The 18,932-nt window shown below is 61.0% G+C and carries 19 protein-coding genes; 10 read left to right on the top strand and 9 right to left on the bottom strand.

Annotated features, from left to right (window positions below):
• Positions 1 to 4: 4 nt before the first annotated feature.
• From LHL23_RS20685 to LHL23_RS20660, 6 genes are all read right to left on the bottom strand, one after another.
• The gene (locus tag LHL23_RS20685; RefSeq protein WP_226431379.1) at positions 5 to 1,030 is read right to left on the bottom strand and encodes an amidohydrolase family protein; all 1,026 of its coding nucleotides are present in this window, start codon (positions 1,028 to 1,030) and stop codon (positions 5 to 7) included.
• Between the two features lie 82 nt (positions 1,031 to 1,112).
• Positions 1,113 to 1,487, bottom strand: a complete 375-nt coding sequence (locus tag LHL23_RS20680; protein WP_222481998.1) for an MmoB/DmpM family protein — start codon at positions 1,485 to 1,487, stop codon at positions 1,113 to 1,115.
• A 23-nt stretch (positions 1,488 to 1,510) separates the two neighbouring features.
• Complete coding sequence (locus tag LHL23_RS20675) at positions 1,511 to 2,572, bottom strand: aromatic/alkene monooxygenase hydroxylase subunit beta (protein WP_226431378.1); 1,062 nt, start codon at positions 2,570 to 2,572, stop codon at positions 1,511 to 1,513.
• Positions 2,573 to 2,617: 45 nt separating this feature from the next.
• Entirely contained in the window at positions 2,618 to 3,676 is a 1,059-nt protein-coding gene (locus LHL23_RS20670) for an NADH:ubiquinone reductase (Na(+)-transporting) subunit F (RefSeq protein WP_226431377.1), read from the bottom strand.
• A gap of 72 nt (positions 3,677 to 3,748) precedes the next feature.
• A complete protein-coding gene (locus LHL23_RS20665; protein WP_222482001.1) occupies positions 3,749 to 5,413 on the bottom strand; it encodes a methane monooxygenase in 1,665 nt (554 codons plus the stop codon).
• Between the two features lie 589 nt (positions 5,414 to 6,002).
• Positions 6,003 to 7,247, bottom strand: a complete 1,245-nt coding sequence (locus LHL23_RS20660) for an RNA polymerase factor sigma-54 (protein ID WP_226431376.1) — start codon at positions 7,245 to 7,247, stop codon at positions 6,003 to 6,005.
• 80 nt (positions 7,248 to 7,327) lie between these two features.
• Here LHL23_RS20660 and LHL23_RS20655 point away from each other — a divergent pair, with 80 nt between their 5' ends.
• Positions 7,328 to 8,296: a hypothetical protein gene (locus tag LHL23_RS20655; RefSeq protein ID WP_226431375.1), complete on the top strand. Its 969-nt coding sequence runs from the start codon at positions 7,328 to 7,330 to the stop codon at positions 8,294 to 8,296.
• On the opposite strand, the gene LHL23_RS20650 is transcribed toward LHL23_RS20655, so the two are convergent.
• From LHL23_RS20650 to LHL23_RS20640, 3 genes are read right to left on the bottom strand one after another with little or no spacing between them, the layout of a single operon-like run.
• Positions 8,293 to 8,472, bottom strand: a complete 180-nt coding sequence (locus LHL23_RS20650; RefSeq protein WP_222482003.1) for a hypothetical protein — start codon at positions 8,470 to 8,472, stop codon at positions 8,293 to 8,295. The two genes, LHL23_RS20655 and LHL23_RS20650, sit on opposite strands and share 4 nt — an antisense overlap.
• 20 nt (positions 8,473 to 8,492) lie before the next feature.
• A complete protein-coding gene (locus LHL23_RS20645) occupies positions 8,493 to 9,629 on the bottom strand; it encodes a WD40 repeat domain-containing protein (protein ID WP_226431374.1) in 1,137 nt (378 codons plus the stop codon).
• A complete protein-coding gene (locus LHL23_RS20640) occupies positions 9,630 to 9,920 on the bottom strand; it encodes a hypothetical protein (protein ID WP_226431373.1) in 291 nt (96 codons plus the stop codon).
• Positions 9,921 to 9,970: 50 nt separating this feature from the next.
• Here LHL23_RS20640 and LHL23_RS20635 point away from each other — a divergent pair, with 50 nt between their 5' ends.
• From LHL23_RS20635 to LHL23_RS20595, 9 genes are all read left to right on the top strand, one after another.
• Positions 9,971 to 10,243 carry a hypothetical protein gene (locus LHL23_RS20635; RefSeq protein WP_226431372.1) on the top strand — a complete coding sequence of 91 codons (273 nt, stop codon included), beginning with the start codon at positions 9,971 to 9,973 and terminating at the stop codon, positions 10,241 to 10,243.
• Between the two features lie 341 nt (positions 10,244 to 10,584).
• Positions 10,585 to 11,421, top strand: coding sequence for a GNAT family N-acetyltransferase (locus tag LHL23_RS20630; protein WP_319005225.1), 837 nt, complete (start codon positions 10,585 to 10,587; stop codon positions 11,419 to 11,421).
• Between the two features lie 358 nt (positions 11,422 to 11,779).
• Positions 11,780 to 12,133, top strand: coding sequence for a hypothetical protein (locus tag LHL23_RS20625; protein ID WP_226431370.1), 354 nt, complete (start codon positions 11,780 to 11,782; stop codon positions 12,131 to 12,133).
• A gap of 573 nt (positions 12,134 to 12,706) precedes the next feature.
• Complete coding sequence (locus tag LHL23_RS20620) at positions 12,707 to 13,387, top strand: DUF4129 domain-containing protein (RefSeq protein ID WP_226431369.1); 681 nt, start codon at positions 12,707 to 12,709, stop codon at positions 13,385 to 13,387.
• Positions 13,384 to 14,715, top strand: coding sequence for a hypothetical protein (locus tag LHL23_RS20615; protein WP_226431368.1), 1,332 nt, complete (start codon positions 13,384 to 13,386; stop codon positions 14,713 to 14,715). Before LHL23_RS20620 ends, LHL23_RS20615 begins: the two co-directional genes overlap by 4 nt.
• Positions 14,705 to 15,661, top strand: coding sequence for an AAA family ATPase (locus tag LHL23_RS20610; protein WP_226431367.1), 957 nt, complete (start codon positions 14,705 to 14,707; stop codon positions 15,659 to 15,661). Before LHL23_RS20615 ends, LHL23_RS20610 begins: the two co-directional genes overlap by 11 nt.
• A gap of 53 nt (positions 15,662 to 15,714) precedes the next feature.
• Positions 15,715 to 16,956 (top strand): DUF58 domain-containing protein, encoded by a 1,242-nt coding sequence (locus LHL23_RS20605; protein ID WP_226431394.1) that lies wholly within the window; start codon positions 15,715 to 15,717, stop codon positions 16,954 to 16,956.
• Complete coding sequence (locus LHL23_RS20600) at positions 16,956 to 17,954, top strand: stage II sporulation protein M (RefSeq protein WP_226431366.1); 999 nt, start codon at positions 16,956 to 16,958, stop codon at positions 17,952 to 17,954. Before LHL23_RS20605 ends, LHL23_RS20600 begins: the two co-directional genes overlap by 1 nt.
• Complete coding sequence (locus LHL23_RS20595; protein ID WP_226431365.1) at positions 17,951 to 18,871, top strand: RDD family protein; 921 nt, start codon at positions 17,951 to 17,953, stop codon at positions 18,869 to 18,871. The genes LHL23_RS20600 and LHL23_RS20595 overlap by 4 nt, the downstream gene beginning before the upstream one ends.
• Positions 18,872 to 18,932 lie beyond the last annotated feature (61 nt).

Below are 18,932 nucleotides of genomic sequence, written 5' to 3'. Positions count from 1 at the left end.
CGCCCTACTCCGCCGCGATCTGGACAGGGGAACCGGCCAGTTCGGCCTTCTTGGCGGCCACGTCGATGTTGTAGAGCTTGGCCGCGTTCAGCCCGAGAATCTTCTCTTTCACGTCGTCGGTCAGCTGCACGCCGCCACGCTCGGCCGAAATGTCCTCGGGGATCTGGTAGTTCCAGAACTTCTCGACCAGCCACTGCGGTGTCCAGATCGCGTAATCCGAGCCGAACAACAGCTTGTCTTCGCCGACCCACCACAGCAGTTCCGCAATCACCTCGCCGAAGTAGCGCGGGCGCGAGTGAATGAAGGGCATAGCCACCGCCAGGCCGCCATAGACGTTGGTTTCCTGGGTCGCGATCCAGCAGAAATCATCGAGCCGCGGCAGGCCGCAATGTTCGATGATCCAGTTGAGGCCCTGGAAATCGGTGGCTGCGTGGTCGACGTCATGGACGTCGAAAGCATCCTTCGACAGAGGGATAATCGTCGGCCCCTTGTGGACGTGGATGTTCTTGATACCCAGCTTCTCGCACAACTCGAAGCACTTATAGGCTGCCGGATCGTCCAGCGCCCAGCCCTTGCTGTTGCCGTTCCACTCAGCCGTGTACATCTTCACGCCTTTGATATCGAAGTTTTCCTTCATGTAGTGGATGTATTCCAGCGCCTTTTCGCCATCGCGGGGATCGAAGCTGCCGTTGACGATGAAGCGCTCCGGGTGGCGTTTGGCCATCGACGACGAGCGTTCGATCGAAGAAAACCCGTTCTTGTAGAAGTCGTTCAGATAGGTCGACTGGATGATTGCCATGTCGTCGGGTCCGTCGATGAACAGGTCGCGATATACGTCGTCCTCGGAATACTTCTCGAACCTGGCCTTCTCCCAGAGCTGGTCCTCGGGGCTCAGGTTGGTGTGATAGGCATAGAAGCAGTCGATGAACTGCTTGCCGTGGATATTCGCCTGGTTCTCGGGGCTGCCGTCCCAGAAATGGGTATGCCCGTCGATCACGAAGATCTCTTTTCCGTCCGGTGTTTTGAACATGGTGTCCTCCCTTGCGTTGGCTGAGATGTTGGGGGCTCCAGGGCCTTGCGGGTGCGGCGGCACCGGAGCCTTCAGAGGTCGATCAGATGTATTCCATGACCTCGTTCATGTCGCCGAACAGGATCACAGTATCGTCGTCGACCCGGACCATTCGCCCGTAGTGGGTCGAGGTGTTGACTTCGAAGGTCTCGGCGGTCATCTCGCGGCCCAGGTACTCAGTGATCTCGCTCATCCTGAAGATCAGCTTGCCCTCGCCATCGATCCGGATGGTCGCCGGGTTGTAAGTGATCGTGACCTTGGGGTCGTTTTCCTCCATGAACTCGGCGATGGCGCGGGCCTCGACGCTATCGTTCATGGTGACGCCGCATTGGTGCGAAACCTCGCGTGTGCTCAGGTCGATGTCCTTCATCGATTTGAAGATGTTCTGGTTGGATGCATTGCGCGCTGTGCTAGACATGATTCCGTTTCCTTTTCAGATAGTTACGACAGGCCCAGCTCGGCGATAATCCTGCCAAGGCGCTCTTGCGAGACGGTTTTGACATCCTCGAAGGAGACCGGCTTGGAATGCGGCTGCGACCAGATCGGCTGAAGCGCGGCGGCGGCCTTTTCAGCCAGGCCACCGTGCTTGGAGAGCCAGGCCTTGAAGAGCGCGCGGTTGTGTTCGCCATGCTCTTCGTCGTGCGCCAGTAGGTAGATCAGGTCGACGGTGTTAGCGAGGTTGCGCTCATAGTCAGCTTCGGCTGCGGAAATCACGGGCGGGGTGATGAAGTCGTTGTTGGCCGCGGCCGCCTGCATGAAGAAGCCCGAGCGGATCAGCTCGCCCACCATCGGCTCAAAGACGATGTTGATGGCGAAATACTGCTCGAGGTAGTCTTCCGAGCCCATAATCGTTTCGATCGCCTCGCGGCAGGGTTGCCAGATCGGGTCTTCCAGCCACACTTTCTTGCCCAGGGTGTCATCCCAGCCTTCGATGTCCATGCCAATCTCGGCCAGGTAGAGCGTGATGTCCTGGGTCAGGCGCATCTTGTAGGAGGAATTGGTCAGCGTGGCGTTGTTAATCATCTGGGTATAGCCGTAGCGCTGCGCCTGCATGAGCGAAGTGCCGAGGCCAAATTCGGCGTGTTTCCACGCGCCCAGGTGTTTCTGGAGGATGGTCTGCCAGTTCTTGTCGAATACCTTGTGCGCGCCGGCCTTCCGGGCGTTCGAGATCACGTTCTGCACCATGGTCTCGATCTTGGACTGGCGCTGGTAGTGGGTCCGCTCCCATTCCTGGTCGGGCGCACGGAAAGCGTGCCAGTTCGACGACAGCGCCGCTGTGTTGTCCTTCCGGTAGGCACCGCCGCCCTTGCCCCCCTCGAATTCGATGATCCAGTTCTGGATCAGGTAGCGTTCGGGATCGGGCTGGACGTCGACGGTGACATCCTCGTAGTGGGTCGCCCGCTTACCGCGCGGTTCGAAGTAATTGTACTTGCGGCTCTTGGAACCGACGAATTCCGCGGCACCGGCGGCACCGGATCCGACTGAGCTTGATGTTGCTGGCATGATTGCCTCCCTTAGGTTTTGTTCACTTCACGAGCGTTCGAGCCGTCAGTGGCCCGAAGAACCGGACGTGGGCGTGAACTTGTCGTAGAAGATGCGGTCGGTTTCGAAGTCGTGCATGAAGAGCACCGGCGTCAGAGCGTCGATCATCGGCGGCGGGCCGCAGGCATAGACATCGCCCTCGCCGTCGATCCCCAGTTCGCGCAGGTGCGTATCCACGTATTCATGCACGAAGCCGCGCGCACCGGCCCATCCGTTGCCCTCCTCCTCATGGCTGAGGACGGGGATGAATTCGACATTGGGATGGGCATCGGTGATGGCGCTTATCTCGTCGAGCTTGAACAGGTCGTCCTGCGTGCGGGCGCCATAGTAGAAGTAGATCGGACGATTTTCGCCGCTGGCCACCTGGTCATTCAGGATTGACCAGACCGGCGACATGCCCGAGCCGGCACCGACGAGGATCACGGGTCCTTGCCGCTCTTCACGTCGGAAGCACATGCCGTAGGGGCCTTCGATGCTGACTTCTGATCCGGCCTTGATGCCACCGTCGTCGAGTTCGTTGCTGAACCGTCCGTCGGGGTATTTCTTGATGATGAAGCCGAGTTTTTGGGTTTCGCTCGGCGGATTTGCCATGGAGAACGAGCGTGTAATCTCCTCCCCTTCTTCGGTTTTGACCGTGATGTCGACATATTGACCCGCCCAGAATTTCAAAGGCGCATCCAGTTCGATCTGGACTCCGCGAATATCATGGGTGAGCTTCTGGAAATCGGTGATCCGGCCGGTGTACTGCTTGACCGGGATGCTCTTGGACAGAACCTCTTCGTCGTAATTCAGCAGCTCAATTTCGAGGTCGCTGAGCGCTAGAGAGCGGCACATCAGAATATGACCGCCGTCCTTTTCCATGTCGTTTAACGCGAAGGTCGAATAATTCTCCATCTCGGTCTCGCCGTCGAGCTGGACGCATTTGCAAGCCGAGCATTGGCCCTCTTTGCAGCCATGCGGCAGCGCGATGCCCTGGCGAAAGGCGGCGTCGAGGATGTATTCACCGTCCTCAACCTCGAACTCCACGCCGACCGGCTCAAGGCGCACGTTGTAGATGTCCGTCATTGTTGTCTCCTCCCTCTCCCGTGCTTGCGGGGGGTACCGGGGCCGCTCTCGCGGCCCAAGCAATGGTCGTGATCAGTTGCAGGGATTGATAGTGAAGCCTGCACGATATTCGGCGATGTGCGCCTCACGATCGCTGGGCGACATGGCGCGCAGCGCTTTCAGCGGCGAAGCCAGGGTGTGGCCGCGGACATGCTCCAGCTTCCACATGTCCTTGTTGTCGAACCGCAGGTGCGGCTGTGGCACCAGGGTTTCACCGTCTTCGCGGACAAAATTGAGATCCTTGATTGCATCAGCCAGGTCCCAGCCGTCATAGACGGTTTCCCATTCACGCTTGCCCGAGAACTTGCCCATCGCCGGGGTCGGCCGGCCCTGGTATTCGTCCGAGAAGGCCTCGACCGCGGTCCAGCGATCCAGCTCGTGGGCGAAGGTGTGCAGCTGCCCGTCGATCTCATCGACCACCATGTCTTCGCGGATCAGGCAGGGCACGAGGCAGGACCAGCAGCGATGCGGATAGACGTAGCCGGTTTCCTCATTGAAGGTGACGACCTTCTCGCCCGGCTTTGACAGTTTTGCGTACCACTTCCAGAACTCGCCGAACTCGGCGTACCAGCCCGGGTACTTGTGCTCGAACCACTCGAAGTCCTTCTCGGTCTGGGCTTCGATGCGCCAGAAGTTGACGGGCCAGCCGACGGCAAAGAACTGGGCGACCTTGTGGACGTAGTTCTTTTCGGTGATCCTCTTCCAGGCTTCCTGGACGTCGTCGTGGTGAACCTTCACGCCATATTTTTCGAGCGGCAGCATGTAGGTCCGGTAGTAGTCTTCGAAGATCCACCGGTGCCACATCTCCGCATAGGATTCCTTTTCCTTGTCGCGGTTGGTGGTGCCGTATTCGATGAACGTGCCGATGGCGGCGTCAACGATGGCGTGGTTCTGCCAGAAGGCGTAGCGCAGGTCGCGTTCCAGCAGAAGATGGTTCTCCGGCTCCTTCAGCGCGGCCATCAAAAGCGAGTGGCCGTTGCCGATGTGACGGCTTTCATCCGACTGCACCGACAGGAACACGGTGGGCAGCGCATAGTCACCATTCCGCGCTGCCTCGGACGGCATAGCCACGAAGAGCGTGTTGGTGAAAGCGGTTTCCGCGACCACGGTCAGGTACATGCAGGCGGCAGTCATGGTGTCGCCGGTGATGAACCCTTCGCCGAACTGGCGGCCGATGGTGGTGGCATAGCACTTGCCGAATGCTTCCTCGGTAATATCGAAGCCCGCCGGGTCAATGTAGTTCTCCATGTACCACTTTTTCAGGTTCATCTGGATCGTGGAGTGGCGGAATTCATCGACCATCTGCATGGTGAAGCCGGTGCGCAGATCCTCGCCGGGAGAGATCCGTGCGACCATTGCCATCGCGCGGGCGGCCGAGATTTCGGGAAAGGGAATGATTGCCAGGAACAGCTTCATCCACTCGATCCAGCGCGGCTCTACATTGCGGAACATGTCGCCGCGCAGCGCCGCGTCGAGCGCGCCGTAAACACGGTTGTCCTTTTCCTCCTCCATCGGAAAGTAGGAGCGTAGGACCTGTTTCATCGGGTCGCGCGGGGCCTTGGTGATCTTGTAGTCAGTCGGGAAGGTGGCGGCTTCCTGGACGTAGGACGGATTCCATCCGAGATCGGAGATCTTCTTGGTGGCCTCCCCTACCGAGATACCACGTTGGGACGTGATCTTATTGAGCGTCAAAGTCATGCCATGAGCCTCCTTAAAGCTCTGGCGCCAGTCGCCCGGCGCCCGGTTGGCGGCTTTTGCCGTTTCGGTTTGGCGCCCCTTGAGGCACCGGTTCTCGGCAAAGGTTGAGAAGTTTGACACGCCCGCTGCATCGCGGCGGCGGCTGGTCTCTCTCCCTGTCCTTCGTTCTTTGAGCGTCCTGTCCGGGCGCTGGCGTCTTGTGGTTCTCTTCAGGCAAGGTCGGTTCCAGAATTCGGCAGACGCCCGAAGTGGCGCGGAAAATTTCACTACCCGACTGATTTTGAATATTATTTTTCGATAAGTTCTTCGCGGGACAATTTGCTTGAGGCCGACGCCGGTCGAGGCCTTTGGACAGATTGTCGCAAAACGTTACAATCACCGTTTAAGGAATTTTACGCTTCGTTACATCTGCTGAAACACCCGCGTTTTACCCGCCGGACCGAGCGCCCAGGAAGCACCGCACCTGTCAGGGCAAACCACTGAAATATTTTGGATCTTCTGCATTGCAGCATGCCGGAACCCTGCGGGTCTGCGACCGCACCCGGATGCCTGCTTCTGTGGAGCAGTACAGCGCTGAGGGACTGCGGCGTCAGGCCCGCAGCCGACGCTTCGCAGCGGCGTGGATGCCGATGTCCTGCCGGTACTTGGACACGACACGGCGCGACACCGCGATCCCTTCGGACTGCAGAATGGCCGTCAGCCGCCGGTCGGACAGCGGCTTCTTCGGGTCTTCGCCGGCCAGCAGCGCCCGAATGCGCGCCTGGACTTGCGGCTTGGACTGGGTAGCCTGGGCCGACGCCGTGCCGGTGAACAGGTTGCGCGCGAGAACAATGCCGTTCGGACCTTCGATCAGCAAACCGTTCAGCACTCGGCTGACGGTGCTGAGGTGAAATCCGGTTTCCCGCGCAATCTCGGACAGCGTCATCGGTGCCAGCGCGCGATCGCCAAAGCGGAAATAGGTGCCCTGGCGCTCCACGATTTCGCCCACCACCTCTTTCAGCGCCGACACCCGCATATCGAGCGCATGTTTCAGCGCCCGCGCCTTGGCCAGCGCTTCACTGGCCTCGCTTGCCCGACCACCCCGCGGAAGCTTGGCGATTTCGATATCCCCCTGCCAGGACGACAGAAATTCGATCTCCCAGCCCTCGCCTGACGGCGTGATCCGGACATCGGGTTCACGTGTAAGCGTCGGATCCGAGTCAAAGGCGCTGCCCGGTTTCGGGTCGAGCCGACGCAGCAGCGCGAGGCAATCCTGCACTCTATCCCGCGACAGTTCGGTCGCCCGGACCAGTGCCGCCGGGCCGCCGCTTTCCAGCGCAGGAAGATGATCCAGCACCATCTCCATGTCCTCGGTCATCACGTCCTGGTCTTCCAGCTGCAACCGCAGGCAGTCTATGAGATCGCGCGCGAACAGCCCCGCCGGGTCGACGCGTTTCTGGACTACTCGCAACGCGGTTTCCACCAACTCCCCACTCAATTCCAAGCTTTCGGCAATCTCCGCCGGTGCGCGCGCCAACCAGCCCGACGGCTCAAGTTCCGCAATCAGCGCGGTGATGAGTTTTTCCATCAACCCGCCCTGACCGATCAGGCCGGCCAATTCGCGGAACACATGATCATAAAGGCTGTTGGCCTGTTCCACCGCGGTCATTTCCAGCACATCCGTGGCGCTCATCCCGGCGGCCCGGCGCTGGCGCAAAACCAGCATCGGGTTCGCCTGCGCCTCTACGGCCAGATGCTCATCGAGTTCGGCCGCAGACATCTGCAAAAGGGTCACGACCTGACCCAGCCGGAACACTTGGCTGTGTTTCACTCGCAACTGAGTCTTCAAAGGCATGGCACCGCCTCCTGCCCGAACAGCCGACAAAACGCTGGCCCCGAGGCCAGGCGCCGCGCTATCTTGATAAAGAGAAACCATTGAAAAGCAGCAAGATGAGCCCGCATTCCCCCAACGGTGGCACTATCCCGCTCGACTGTGCCGCGCCGGAACTGTCGTATCCGGGCGTTTCGCCCCAGCTCCTGGCACGGGTGCGGCAACTCTGGTCCGCTGCCGGTCTGGATTTCGACCATGGCTGGCGCGTGGGCCTGCGCAGCCTGCCGGGGTTTCGCGCTCTGCCCCGGGTCGAGGCGGCGCCCGCCAGCACCGATGTCGACCTGGTGTTTCTCTACGATCAGGCGGTGCTCTGGGCCCGGGCGCTGCATGAGGCCGCGGCTATCGGACGTCAGCACCAGACCGACGGGCTGAACGCGGCGCAATGGCACGGGCTGGCGGCGCTCTCTGCCCGGTTGACCGAACAGCTTGCAGCCTTGCGCCTTCTGGCGCTGGCTGACCTGCCGATGCCCGCGATGCAAATCGCCCGGTCGCTGTCGGAAGACGTGGACATGGCACTGGTGATCCTGATCCGCCGCAAACTGGCGGAGCGTTTCGCCGCCTGCCGCAGCGCAGAGGAGGCCAGCGATTTCTGGCGCCGCCACATTGCCGGGGGCCGTGCCTTCCGCGCGATTTCCGAAAAGCTCTATGAAGTGGGCATCGACTATTCCGACGACACCGATTACGCCAAGTGGCGAAAATCGGTACTGACCACGCTGGGTGCGGCGGTCCACAGCAACGCGCTCAAAACCGAAGCGCCGCGGCGTCAACAGGGCGCAGTGCTGGTGAATGGGGACAGCCTGCATTTTGCAACCTTTCGCATTCATGAGCTTTGTGCCTTTTCGCAATTGCTTGAACCCGACTTGACCGGCGCACTCGCTAAGGCGGCAAATTCCACTCCCACGGCCAACCCGCTTGCCGCGCTGGCCGCTCCGATGAGCAAAATCATCATCAATCAGATTCAGAGCCTATCGGCGCGGCCCGCGAACACACCGAAGACAGCCAAACACCACTAGTGTTGCAAGTCTTCGGGTTTGCCGAGCCGGTTTTCCGCCACCCAGCGCGCGGCCAGAACCAGCGCGCCAGCGGCAAAATCCTTGCCGTGTTCCTCAACCATCTCCTCCGCCACCTTGGCGAGTTGCTGAAAAAAACGGTCCTTGCTTTGTTCTTCGGCGGATAGCGCTTGTGTCATTGATCTCCCTCCCTGGGCATTTATTTGAACATGTTCTTGGGGAAGGTGGCGATCGACAGGCTGCCGTCCTCCCCGCCGATAGCCAGATGCGCGCCGTCGTCGGACCAGGCCAGCGCAGAAACCGCCGCTCCTGTGCCTTCGCGCACCAGCATTTCATCCGGGTGTCCGATGCGGCACAGCATGACGAGGCCAGAGCCGTAGCTAACCGCACAGAGATCCCGCTTGGGATGCACCGCCACCCAGTCGACAATCGTCAGCCCCGGCTTTCCGGTCTCGATCGGCGCACCGGCGTAGTCTCCGAACGGCAGGTCCGGCAAGGACCACCCAACAACCCGAAACGCGCCCGAGGCGATGACCGCCTTGGCCTTGCCGCTAAACTGCGCAGACAAAACCGGTGCCGGGAAATCGACGATCCGGTCCGATGCGCCCAAGGTCACATCGACCAGTAGCACTGCCTTGTCTTCGCAGCCCGCCACCAGCCAGCGCTGGCAGGGCGACCATTCGAGGCACAGCACCTTGCCGTCGCAGGTGATCTGCGCCAGGCAGGTCATGTCTTCGGCACGGACGATGCTCACCTGACCCGCACCCCAGCAGGCCAAAAGGGTTTCATCGCCAGAAGCTGCAATCCGGGTAACGCCGTGATCCAGCTCGATACCCGCCACCTCAGCCCCGCCGGTTTCGGCCACGAGGGCCAGGCGTGTCCCATGCGCTACGGCCACCTGGCCAGAGCGGGAAAGGGCTGCCAACGCAGTGACCGCGTCCTGGCGCGCCGCATTCATCGCCAGGGTCTGGCCTCGCGCGGTTGCGCGCCACAGGACACCCGTTTCGGCATGGGGAAAGGCAAAGCCCTGATCACCAAGTCGGCACATTTGCACATCAGCGCGCGCCACGGGCGCCTCGCTGAACACCGGCGGCGGCAGCGGCTTGGACCGGGGTCGGATGCTCGACCGCCCGGTATCGGCCTCGACCCGCACCCGGCTGTCCGGGCTCTCGGCGTCCTGGACCGAGACAAAGGCAATTTGACCATCGGCCAGTTGCGCGGCCAGGGACGTCCCCTTTGCATTGAACTGAAGCGCGCGCACCTCGGTCTTCACGTCCCATGTTCGGGCGATCAAGTCGAAAAGCGTCATTGCTTGCGGCGGCTTGTGCTGTGTCATTCAGCTTTGCTCCTTCATCGCTGCTCCCAACTCCTCGTCCAGGGCGGAAAGCATGGCTTCTAGCCGGTTGATCGTTTCAGTGTTTTCCTTGAGCGCCGCGTCGTTCTGCGCCTGCGCTTCCTCGTGGGCGTGGTCTTCGACCCCGTCCCGCACGTCCTTCATGTCGAGTACCATCAGGCCGCTGGCCTTCTGGTTCAGCCGCAGCTGTTCGGTATTGGCCCGGGCGATCGCCTGGATGGTCTTTACCCGGTCCATAAGGATATCGCCGGTTTTGCGTGATTGACCTGTCATGGGCGCCCCCTGTAAACCGGCGCCGGTTTTCGCAGCGAAAGGCAAATCCGATGACAGATCCCGCCGGTCTCCGCTTTTTCCGGGCGCTGAAGGATGTTTGCAGCGCCGCCGAAGGTGTCGGCCGGAGCTGCCGCGACGCCATCGACCGCGCGCTGGAAACTGGCGATCCTCTGGACATGCAGGCGGCGCGCAAGGCCGTTGAAAACCTGAACGATCCTCTCAAGAGCGACCTTCTCCGGCAGGTTCATCTGCGCATGGTCAGCGATCTTTCCGCGATCTGGGACTTCCTGCCCGGGGCGCCGGACTCCGGCCGGCCGAACTAAAGCCCCCAGTGATCTGTTGCGCTGCCTGCTTGAGATTTTCTGCATTGGCCACCCTCCCACGGGCCCCGTTTTTCCGGGTGGCACACAGGGTATCCGAGCGGCACGTTGACGCAATCAGAAAGGGCCGGAAGCCGCGTTTTTCTGCTGTTTCCGCGGGCCGTTCCGAAAATGTGTAAAATTGCGTTACGTTTTGCGCGCGGCTGTGTAACAGCCTGTTTCGAAGCCTATTTCGCCGCGCCGCAGAAAATTTTTCCGAACATGATAAGCATCCGAATCACTGGCTTGATTCGGGTGCCTATTCTGCGCTCATCTGGCAGGGAACCGCAGCCGGACAACACGGGATGATGGATAGTCTTCCTGACATTCTGACCAAGGGTGACCTGCGCCTGCGCCCGTTGACCGCGGCGGACCAGACCGTTGTCACCGGGCATTTCAACGATATCCGCGTCGCCCGCTGGCTGGCCGCGGTCGCCCAGCCTTTCGGGCCCGAGGCAGCGCGCCAGCTTCTGGCCCATGGCGCGCATCCCGGCGAAAACCTGCGGATCATCGAATACCAGAACAGGGTGGCGGGCGGGCTCTGCATCGGTGCATCACTGTGGTACTGGCTGGCACCGGAATTTTGGCGCCAGGGTCTGATGCGGCGGGCGCTGAAACTGGCAATTACGGCCCGCTTTGCCAACGCTGGTCCGCCCCTGATCGCCACATGTCATGCAGATAATACCGCGTCGCGCGCACTTCTGACCGGACTTGGATTTTCACTTTGCCCCGCCGCACGGCGCATGTTCTTTCACGGCAGGCAAACCTCCGAGCCTTGCCTTGACTACGTCATGGCGCCCGAACAATGGCACCTGCTGCATCCCCCGATATTATTGGCAGGCAACCTGTCGCTCCGCCCGGCCCGGCAACAGGACGCTCCGACGCTGGCGCGCATGCTGCCGACGACCAAGTCCGCCCACTGGCCCGAGAGCGAAGCCCTCCCCGGCTTCATCGAAGAGCATCGCTACCGCGGCCCTGGCCAGGGCCTGTTCGTGATTTCCGACGACAATCGCCGCAGTGTCGGGATGGTTCTTCTCACCATAACAGGCCCGCACCTGTGCTTTCTGTCGGAGGCAGAGGATATCCGTTATCGTGTGCAGGTCATGGATGGCCTGGCCAGCGCCTTTGCTGCGGGGGCTTGAATTGATCCGGGGCTGACCAGTGTATCAACTCCGGCACGTCAGACTGTAACTCCCGGAACGTATCGCAACAGATCAGCGGCAGCTTGGCCCTGAAGTTCTGCTACGCGCCCGCGTAGTTGGAAATTTTTCTCTAAAAAAACCAATCCGAATCTGACGGTTAAGATTCTCCGAAATCTGTCTCACCGAGTTTTCTTCAATCTGGAACCGTGATTGCACGACGTTTGCCGTAACCACGCGCGTTTCACGGGTCCGCGGCAAGACTTGTTCACGCATTGCAACGCCGGGATATGGCTACCCAGGCCACGCTTTGCCACTTCCGCATCAGGAGACGCCGCGTGCGGCATCGGAGGATCGAAGAATGATGTATCAACCCGATCTAGTCACGGAAACCGGTCCATTGCAGACCCGGTGGCGCGGACCGGAAGACAGCAATCGTCTCGATTGTGAAACCGGGGTTTTACTGCGCATGGTTCTGGAACCGGTATTTCGGCAATCCACCAGTTGGGCTGGCCTGCGCCGCCGGCTTGCAGGCAAAGGGTTCGACTTGGGCTTCTACTTGGGCCGGCTGGTTCTGAACGACCGAGAGAGCGGCGCTCGTATCTGTTCCTGCAAGTTCCTGGGTTACCCTTTGCGAGTGCTAACCAAGCGGCTGGGCCGAGCCAAGGTCGCCGCGATACGCAACGGCAACGGCCTCGGCCTGCTGCTGGACTGAGATCCAAACACCATGCGGCCGGCTTATCCGAGCCCGACGGTTTGGCTTCACCTTGCCAAGCTGCGGCGCGGAACAATCGCCAATGTGAGAACCGCCTGAATGTCGGCAATCAGCTTCGGTGCATGCCTGCCGTCATTCACGCCTGGCGCGACGGATGACCGGAACGAGCCCACACCGGAAGTGCTGAAAATTTGCTGCGCACGCACGCAGTGCGCCAATCCGCTGCACTGCCGAATTTCTACTGTATCCGGTAGGAGGAAATGCGGACATTCCGGCAGCTCTCAGCATTTCTGAGACCAGGAACTCTCACTGACGGGATGGGGTGGATGGCTCTTCTTCGGTCGGTGTCGCAAACCGGCGCTCGTACTAACCTGGCGAATGCCCGGTTGAAACAAAAGTAACGGTCGCTGCGGTCTGTCTTAACGTCGGCCGACCGCCGGCCAGCGGTCTGTCATCAAATACTGTACACTGCGATCTGAATACATGTATCGATTGATCGCGTAAAACGGTTCATTTATCCACATTCACATGATTTCTATTATTAGACTGCTCTTCTTTGCCAGCTTTTTCGCAATGCCTCATTGGAGTTCTGCGGAGCATTCTTCCGAGACGCCGCTGGAGATTGGAGAGAGCGGGAGGGCGTATCTGCAGGCAATCAGGTTCCGCGGCATAGATGCGGATGTCGCATATTTCGACCCTTCCAACCCGCCGCCTCCGATGGAGATCGGGCAGGAACCAAAGGCGCCGGCTGAGCAGCCTGACCGGAAAACCGAATGGTCACTGGGCAGCATAGACATTGCGGCCTTTGTGATTTCTGCCGCGGTGCTGCTGGCAATTGCCTATGTCTTTACCCGTTTCGGCGGAAGCATCTCGGTCTCGCTGGGCCGGGATGCGGGGAACATTGCGCGGGAACGCGGCGGGATAGCACGCGGCAGTGGAACTTCGGCCGCGGCAGCGCCAAGCAACCTGGCCAGCATTCTGAGTCTTCAAGACCGGCGGGAGGCCCTGGTTCAGCTGGCCCAGTCAGCACTGGCGTCAGCGGTTTCAGCAAATGGTGTGCTGCTGCAGCGCAGCTGGACGGCGCGCGAAGCCTTGCGGCACCTGCCGGCGGAGCAAAGCTACATCAGCGCGCTGCACAGCCTTGTGCACGCCAGCGAACGGGTGCATTTCGGCGGCAGGGACGTGAGCGAAGAGGAATTCCAGTCGCATGTCGCAGACATCCGGCTGTTGCTGCAGTCTAAGGTCCGTGCATGAGCCTGCGCGAACCTGGCACGCCCCAGAACAGGCTGCGGCTTGAAACACTGGCGATTGCTGCTTTTGGAGCGCTGCTCCTCTTTGTGGTGTTCTACGCCCTCTCGCAGCGCCAGCAGGTACTGAGGGCGTCTCCCTCCGGGTTCGATGGGTTGCAGACCTGGCTCGCATCCGAAGGCGTAAGCGCGCAGAGTTTTCTTGGCGGCTGGCAGGTTGACCAGAACTCGGTTGGGCTGCTGCTGCTGCCGCTTTACGACACTGTACCGGACAGCCCCCGCAGCCATCCTGCGACCAAGACCGAGCTGCTGTTTCAGCAGGACGAATACGATCTGGAAATGGAGGCAGTTCTGGAAAAGACCCGCCGGGTGCAAACGCTTGCGGTGCTGCCGAAATGGCGCAGCGGCATGCGTCTGGCAGGCGTTGCCCATCCTGTCCTGCTGAACGACCGCTCTGCGGCGGAAAAGCTGCTGCAGGCCATGACCGGGCAAACCGGCGCAAAGATAGTGGATGCAGGCGTGCCCTTCAGCGACTTCAGCTATACAGCGGAAAGCGGCCAAGCGATGTTTGCCCGGGTTTATGCGGCGCAGATGTTCACGAGCCCTGGCTGCACGCCGTTGATCGGTACGCAGGACGCAATGCTGCTGGCGGACTGTTCCGTGTCCAAGGGCAAAGCGCTCAGCAAGACAAAGGGCATGCGGCTTCTGGTGCTGTCCGATCCCGATCTATTGAACAATCACGGGCTTCGCATGGCTGACAACGCCGCAATTGCGCGGGATTTGCTGGCAGCGCGCGCCGGCGAGCGCAATGTGATGATAGACTACAGCCGCGGAATGTGGCTGACCGATCCGGACCGCGGCGTGCGCCGCAAACGCCGCTGGGCCGATCTCAAACGCTTTTTTGAGCCGCCGTTTAACATCCTTTGGCTGGGCGGGTTACTGACACTGGGTCTTTTCGTCTGGCGTTCCTGGCTGCGCTATGGCCCGGTGCGCCACGAGTCCGCAGCCGCCAGCAGCGGCAAGGCGCTGGCGCTTCAGGCACGGGCCCGGCTGATGCGGCTTTGCAACCAGGACGGAGCCTTGGTCAGCGATTATGCACATGCCAGGCTGGCGGCTACGGCAGCGGCGCTGTTTGGCCCTGCGCATTCCCGGCACTACGCCGAGCCTAAGGCGTTTTTGGGATATGTCGCGCGCCGCCATCCCGGGCGCGCGGCCGCTCTGGAGAGCGTCCTGACAGCAATTCAAAGCCTCCAGCCGCAGATCTCGCCGGCGGAGGCAATCCAACATGTTGATGAACTTGAAGCGCTATTGGAGCAGATAATCCATGACACTTGAAACTCTGCAAAGCCGGTCCGATGCTCTGAGGTCCGAGATCGGGAAAACCGTTCTCGGACAGAAAGAGGCGGTGGATATGCTCCTGATCGCGCTGTTTGCGCGCGGCCACGTGCTACTGGAAGGCCCGCCGGGCACCGCCAAGACCTTGCTCGCCCGCAGTTTTGCAGCCGTTATGGACCTGGAGTTCGGGCGCATCCAGTTCACGCCCGACCTGATGCCAGGCGACGTCCTGGGCACCTCAATCTTCAACTTCCAGACCAATGAGTTTGTACTAACCCAGGGGCCGGTCTTTACTCAGGTTCTGCTGGCGGATGAAATAAACCGGGCTCCTCCCAAGACCCAAGCGGCCCTGCTGCAGGCGATGAACGAACGCACCGTCAGCATTGATGGCACCGACCATTCGCTGGGCCGCGAATTCATCGTTGTCGCAACCCAGAACCCGATCGAGCAGCAAGGGACCTACCCTCTGCCCGAAGCGCAGCTGGACCGCTTCCTGTTCAAGCTGGTGATCGATTTCCCGCCGGAGAGCGTCGAAATGGCCATTCTACGCCAGCACGCCGGGGCGCCAATGGAATCCGGGATGGAGACCAGCGGCCTGGCAAAAACCCTCGATGCTCAGGCCCTGGCCGACAGCCGGGCGTTGATTGACGGGATCATTCTGGACGACGATATCCTAGCCTATATCCTGCGCTTGGTCCGTGCCACGCGGGAAAGCTCCGAGATTGCCTTTGGCGCATCGACCCGGGCCGCCGATGCACTGGCGGCGGCGACCCGATCGCTGGCGGGACTGAGCGGGCGCGATTTTGCCATCCCCGACGACGTCAAGCGGCTGTTTGTCCCGGCGCTGCGCCACCGCGTTGTTCTGGGGCCGTCGGCCGAGATCGAAGGCCGCAGTTCCGCTATGGTGCTTGAAAACATCCTCAACCAGATCGAGGCCCCCCGCTGATCCGCCCTTCGCCCCGACTTCTGATTGCCTCCTGCATTGCACTGCTGGTGTCGATGCTGAGTATCGTCTTTGCCAATGGTCAGCGCGAGATCGCGCTAGCACCCTGGGGGCTGCTTGCAATTCTTGCTGCGGCTGATTTGCTGCTGTCCTTCTCGCGCAGGAAACAGCTCAGCTACGGCATGGCAACGGAGATTTTCATCGGTGAGAGCAAGACGCTAAAGCTGAAAATCCCCCGGATGCCTGCCGGCCTGCGGGCGCAACTGGCTTGGCCCGAGGGCTTGAGCGGCGCCGCCGAAATCACCTTTGTGCCGCAAGCAGACGGCACCGGCATCGCTGAAACCGCCTACCGCGGCGTGCAGCGCGGGGTCTGGGCCTTTGAGTACATCTGGCTGCGCTGGATGTCGCGGCTGAAACTGTTTGAGTTTGTGCCGCGGCTAGAATTCGACCTTGAGGTGCGGGTGGTCCCCAACATCAGGTTGGTGCAGTCGGGGGAGATCGCCACAACGGTGCAATCAGCCCTCTACGGGGTCAAGGAAAACCGGGCGATCGGCGAGGGCTCGGAGTTTCACCAGCTTCGCGATTTCGTTCAGGGCATGGACGTCAAATCCATCGACTGGAAACGGTCGGCCAAACGCCGGTCACTGGTTGCCCGGGAACTGCGCGCTGAGCGCAACCACCACGTGATCGTGGCACTCGACAACGGCTACCTGATGCGCGAGGAGATCGCCGGCCTTCCCAAAATTGACCACGCGGTGACCTCGGCACTTGCAGTGGCCTGGGCGGCGGCCATCGGCGGCGACCAGGTAGGTTATTATGCCTATGACGTCCGGCCGCGTTCCTTTGTGGCGCCGACGCAGGGGCGTCAGGGCTTTGCACGGCTGCGCAGCTGGAGCGCCGGACTGACCTATTCCGGGCAAGAGACCAATCATACCCTTGCACTGACCGAACTGAATGCGCGCACCCCAAAACGCAGCCTGATCATCGTTTTCACTGACTTCATCGACACGACCTCCGCTGAGCTGCTGGTGGAAAACCTGGCCATTCTGTCCAAGCGGCATCTGCTGATCTTTGTCGCCATCCGCGACCCGGCAGCCGGTACCCTGGTGGAGACCCCGCCCGAGGATCTAGATGGCGTTGCCCTCCTGGTGGCAGCGAACCAGGCGATCAGCGAACGCCGACTGGTGCTTGAACGGCTGGCCCGGTTGGGCATCACGGTGCTGGATGCCACGCCAGAAACCGTCACAGGCAGGCTGATCTCTACATATCTGGAAATCAAGGCACGGGAGATGATCTGATGTCCGAAGCCGATCTCATCCGTTCAGCCCGGTTCCGGAAAGAACGCGAAGCCGGTTGGCAGCGGCTCGAAGCGCTGGTCGCCCGGGCTGAGCGCGACGGCCTGCAGCGGATGGAATTTTCCGAAGCGCGCGATCTTGCTGCGCTCTACCGGCAGGCCTCGACTTCGCTGGCGATTGCCCGGGAAATCTCGCTGGACAAGGGGCTGCTGAATTACTTGGAGGCGCTGACCGCCCGGGCCTACCTGTCGGTCTACGCGCCGCAGGAACGGCTGGGCGGGCTGTTCCGCAAGTTCTTTACCCAAGGCGCACCACAAGCGATGCGCAGGTCGTGGCTGTTCATTGCCATCGGCTTTCTGTGTATGGGGATGGGGGTGCTGGCCGGCTATCAGCTGTATCTGGAGAACCCCTCCTGGTACCATGTTTTCTTGCCGCCGGAGCTTGCCGACGGCCGCAGCCCGTCCTCGACCACTGAGGAGCTGCGCCGGGTGATTTATGACGAGGACCCGTCGGCCTCCGGCCTGGGTGCCTTTGCAACAACCCTGTTCTCGCACAACACCCGCATTGCCATTTTTGTCTTCGGGCTAGGGGTGTTCCTTTGCGCCCCGGCAATCCTTCTGACGTTCTACAACGGCTTGGTGCTGGGCGCTTTCTATGCCCTGCATGCGGAGCGCGGACTGGGCGCTGACCTAGGCGGCTGGCTGTCCATCCACGGTGTCACCGAAATTTCCGCGATTTGCATTGCATGCGGCGGCGGGCTGCAATTGGGCGCGGCGGTTTTGTTTCCCGGTGACCGAACCCGTAGACTGGCTCTGTACCACGCCGGGCGGGATGCCGCCAAACTGGCGCTGGTGGCCGCGGTCATGCTGGTCGCCGCCGCTCTTCTGGAGGGGGTCGGCAGACAGCTCGTCCAAGACATGGTCGCACGCTATGCGCTTGGTTGGGGGATAGGCCTGTGCTGGCTTGCTTGGTTTACCCTGGGCGGAAGGACGCGCCCATGAAGTTGCGGTGGCGGAAGAACAGCAGAGCCACCCTCCCGGCAGGAGAGCTGGTGCCACCCGAGGGCGTGCCCCTCAAGCTGGAAGTGGCCGGGCTGGGAGTGCGGCTGGCCGCGCAGATCACGGATGTCATCCTTACCCTGGTTGCTGCAGTTTGCCTGTTGATCCTTGTTGCATCCCTGGGCTTCAGCGCCCCGGAAACGCTTATGGCCATCGGGAGCCTGATGTTCTTCATCATCCGGGTGCCTTATTACGTCTTGGCCGAGCTTGCCTGGAATGGCCAGACAGTTGGCAAGCGGCTGATGAAAATCAAAGTCATTTCGCACGACGGTAAATCGCTCAGCACCCATGCGCTGGTGCTGCGCAACCTGATGAAGGAAGCCGAAATTTTTCTGCCTGCAACCTTGCTGCTGACGCTTGATGCGGCAACTCCGCTGGCCTCGGGGCTGGCTCTTGGCTGGATCGCCGCAGGGCTGATGGTGCCGCTTTGCAACCGGTACCGGCAACGGCTGGGCGACCTGATGGCAGGCACCCATGTCATCCATCAGCCGGTGCCAGTTTTGCTGCAGGATCTAGCCGGAAATCCCGCTCCCCGCACCAGCCGCAAAGAGGGGTTTGTGTTTCTGGCTCACCAGCTTGACCACTACGGCGCTTTTGAGCTGCAGACCCTGGAAACCCTCCTGCGCGCGCAAGAGGCGAGTGCCGAACGGGGGCGCAACCTGAAACAGGACGCCACCATTGAAGCTGTGGTTGAAAAGATTCGGCAAAAGATCGGCTATGCCAACAAGGTGCCCGCGGCCCAGAGGCTGGAGTTTCTGAGGGCATTCTACAATGCGCAACGCGCCCATCTGGAACAGCGTCAGCTGTTTGGCGAGAAGCGCAAGGACAAACATTATACCGCAAAAGGCGCTCCGTCCTGAAGCCGGACCGCCGATGCCTTTACTTTGCCACGCAACGGACTTGCGGATTGCCCTTTCCGGC

Origin of the sequence: Leisingera sp. McT4-56 (assembly GCF_020514995.1) — a bacterium.
GTDB lineage: Bacteria > Pseudomonadota > Alphaproteobacteria > Rhodobacterales > Rhodobacteraceae > Leisingera > Leisingera aquaemixtae_A.
Note: the sequence above shows the minus strand (reverse complement) of the source record. Positions and strands in the feature narration are given on the sequence as shown.

Coding starts and splice junctions, on each gene's coding strand:
- LHL23_RS20685 (WP_226431379.1), bottom strand. CDS start 1,030: ATGTTCAAAACACCGGACGGAAAAGAGATCTTCGTGATCGACGGGCAT.
- LHL23_RS20680 (WP_222481998.1), bottom strand. CDS start 1,487: ATGTCTAGCACAGCGCGCAATGCATCCAACCAGAACATCTTCAAATCG.
- LHL23_RS20675 (WP_226431378.1), bottom strand. CDS start 2,572: ATGCCAGCAACATCAAGCTCAGTCGGATCCGGTGCCGCCGGTGCCGCG.
- LHL23_RS20670 (WP_226431377.1), bottom strand. CDS start 3,676: ATGACGGACATCTACAACGTGCGCCTTGAGCCGGTCGGCGTGGAGTTC.
- LHL23_RS20665 (WP_222482001.1), bottom strand. CDS start 5,413: ATGACTTTGACGCTCAATAAGATCACGTCCCAACGTGGTATCTCGGTA.
- LHL23_RS20660 (WP_226431376.1), bottom strand. CDS start 7,247: ATGCCTTTGAAGACTCAGTTGCGAGTGAAACACAGCCAAGTGTTCCGG.
- LHL23_RS20650 (WP_222482003.1), bottom strand. CDS start 8,472: ATGACACAAGCGCTATCCGCCGAAGAACAAAGCAAGGACCGTTTTTTT.
- LHL23_RS20645 (WP_226431374.1), bottom strand. CDS start 9,629: ATGACACAGCACAAGCCGCCGCAAGCAATGACGCTTTTCGACTTGATC.
- LHL23_RS20640 (WP_226431373.1), bottom strand. CDS start 9,920: ATGACAGGTCAATCACGCAAAACCGGCGATATCCTTATGGACCGGGTA.
- LHL23_RS20635 (WP_226431372.1), top strand. CDS start 9,971: ATGACAGATCCCGCCGGTCTCCGCTTTTTCCGGGCGCTGAAGGATGTT.
- LHL23_RS20630 (WP_319005225.1), top strand. CDS start 10,585: ATGATGGATAGTCTTCCTGACATTCTGACCAAGGGTGACCTGCGCCTG.
- LHL23_RS20625 (WP_226431370.1), top strand. CDS start 11,780: ATGATGTATCAACCCGATCTAGTCACGGAAACCGGTCCATTGCAGACC.
- LHL23_RS20620 (WP_226431369.1), top strand. CDS start 12,707: ATGCCTCATTGGAGTTCTGCGGAGCATTCTTCCGAGACGCCGCTGGAG.
- LHL23_RS20615 (WP_226431368.1), top strand. CDS start 13,384: ATGAGCCTGCGCGAACCTGGCACGCCCCAGAACAGGCTGCGGCTTGAA.
- LHL23_RS20610 (WP_226431367.1), top strand. CDS start 14,705: ATGACACTTGAAACTCTGCAAAGCCGGTCCGATGCTCTGAGGTCCGAG.
- LHL23_RS20605 (WP_226431394.1), top strand. CDS start 15,715: ATGCTGAGTATCGTCTTTGCCAATGGTCAGCGCGAGATCGCGCTAGCA.
- LHL23_RS20600 (WP_226431366.1), top strand. CDS start 16,956: ATGTCCGAAGCCGATCTCATCCGTTCAGCCCGGTTCCGGAAAGAACGC.
- LHL23_RS20595 (WP_226431365.1), top strand. CDS start 17,951: ATGAAGTTGCGGTGGCGGAAGAACAGCAGAGCCACCCTCCCGGCAGGA.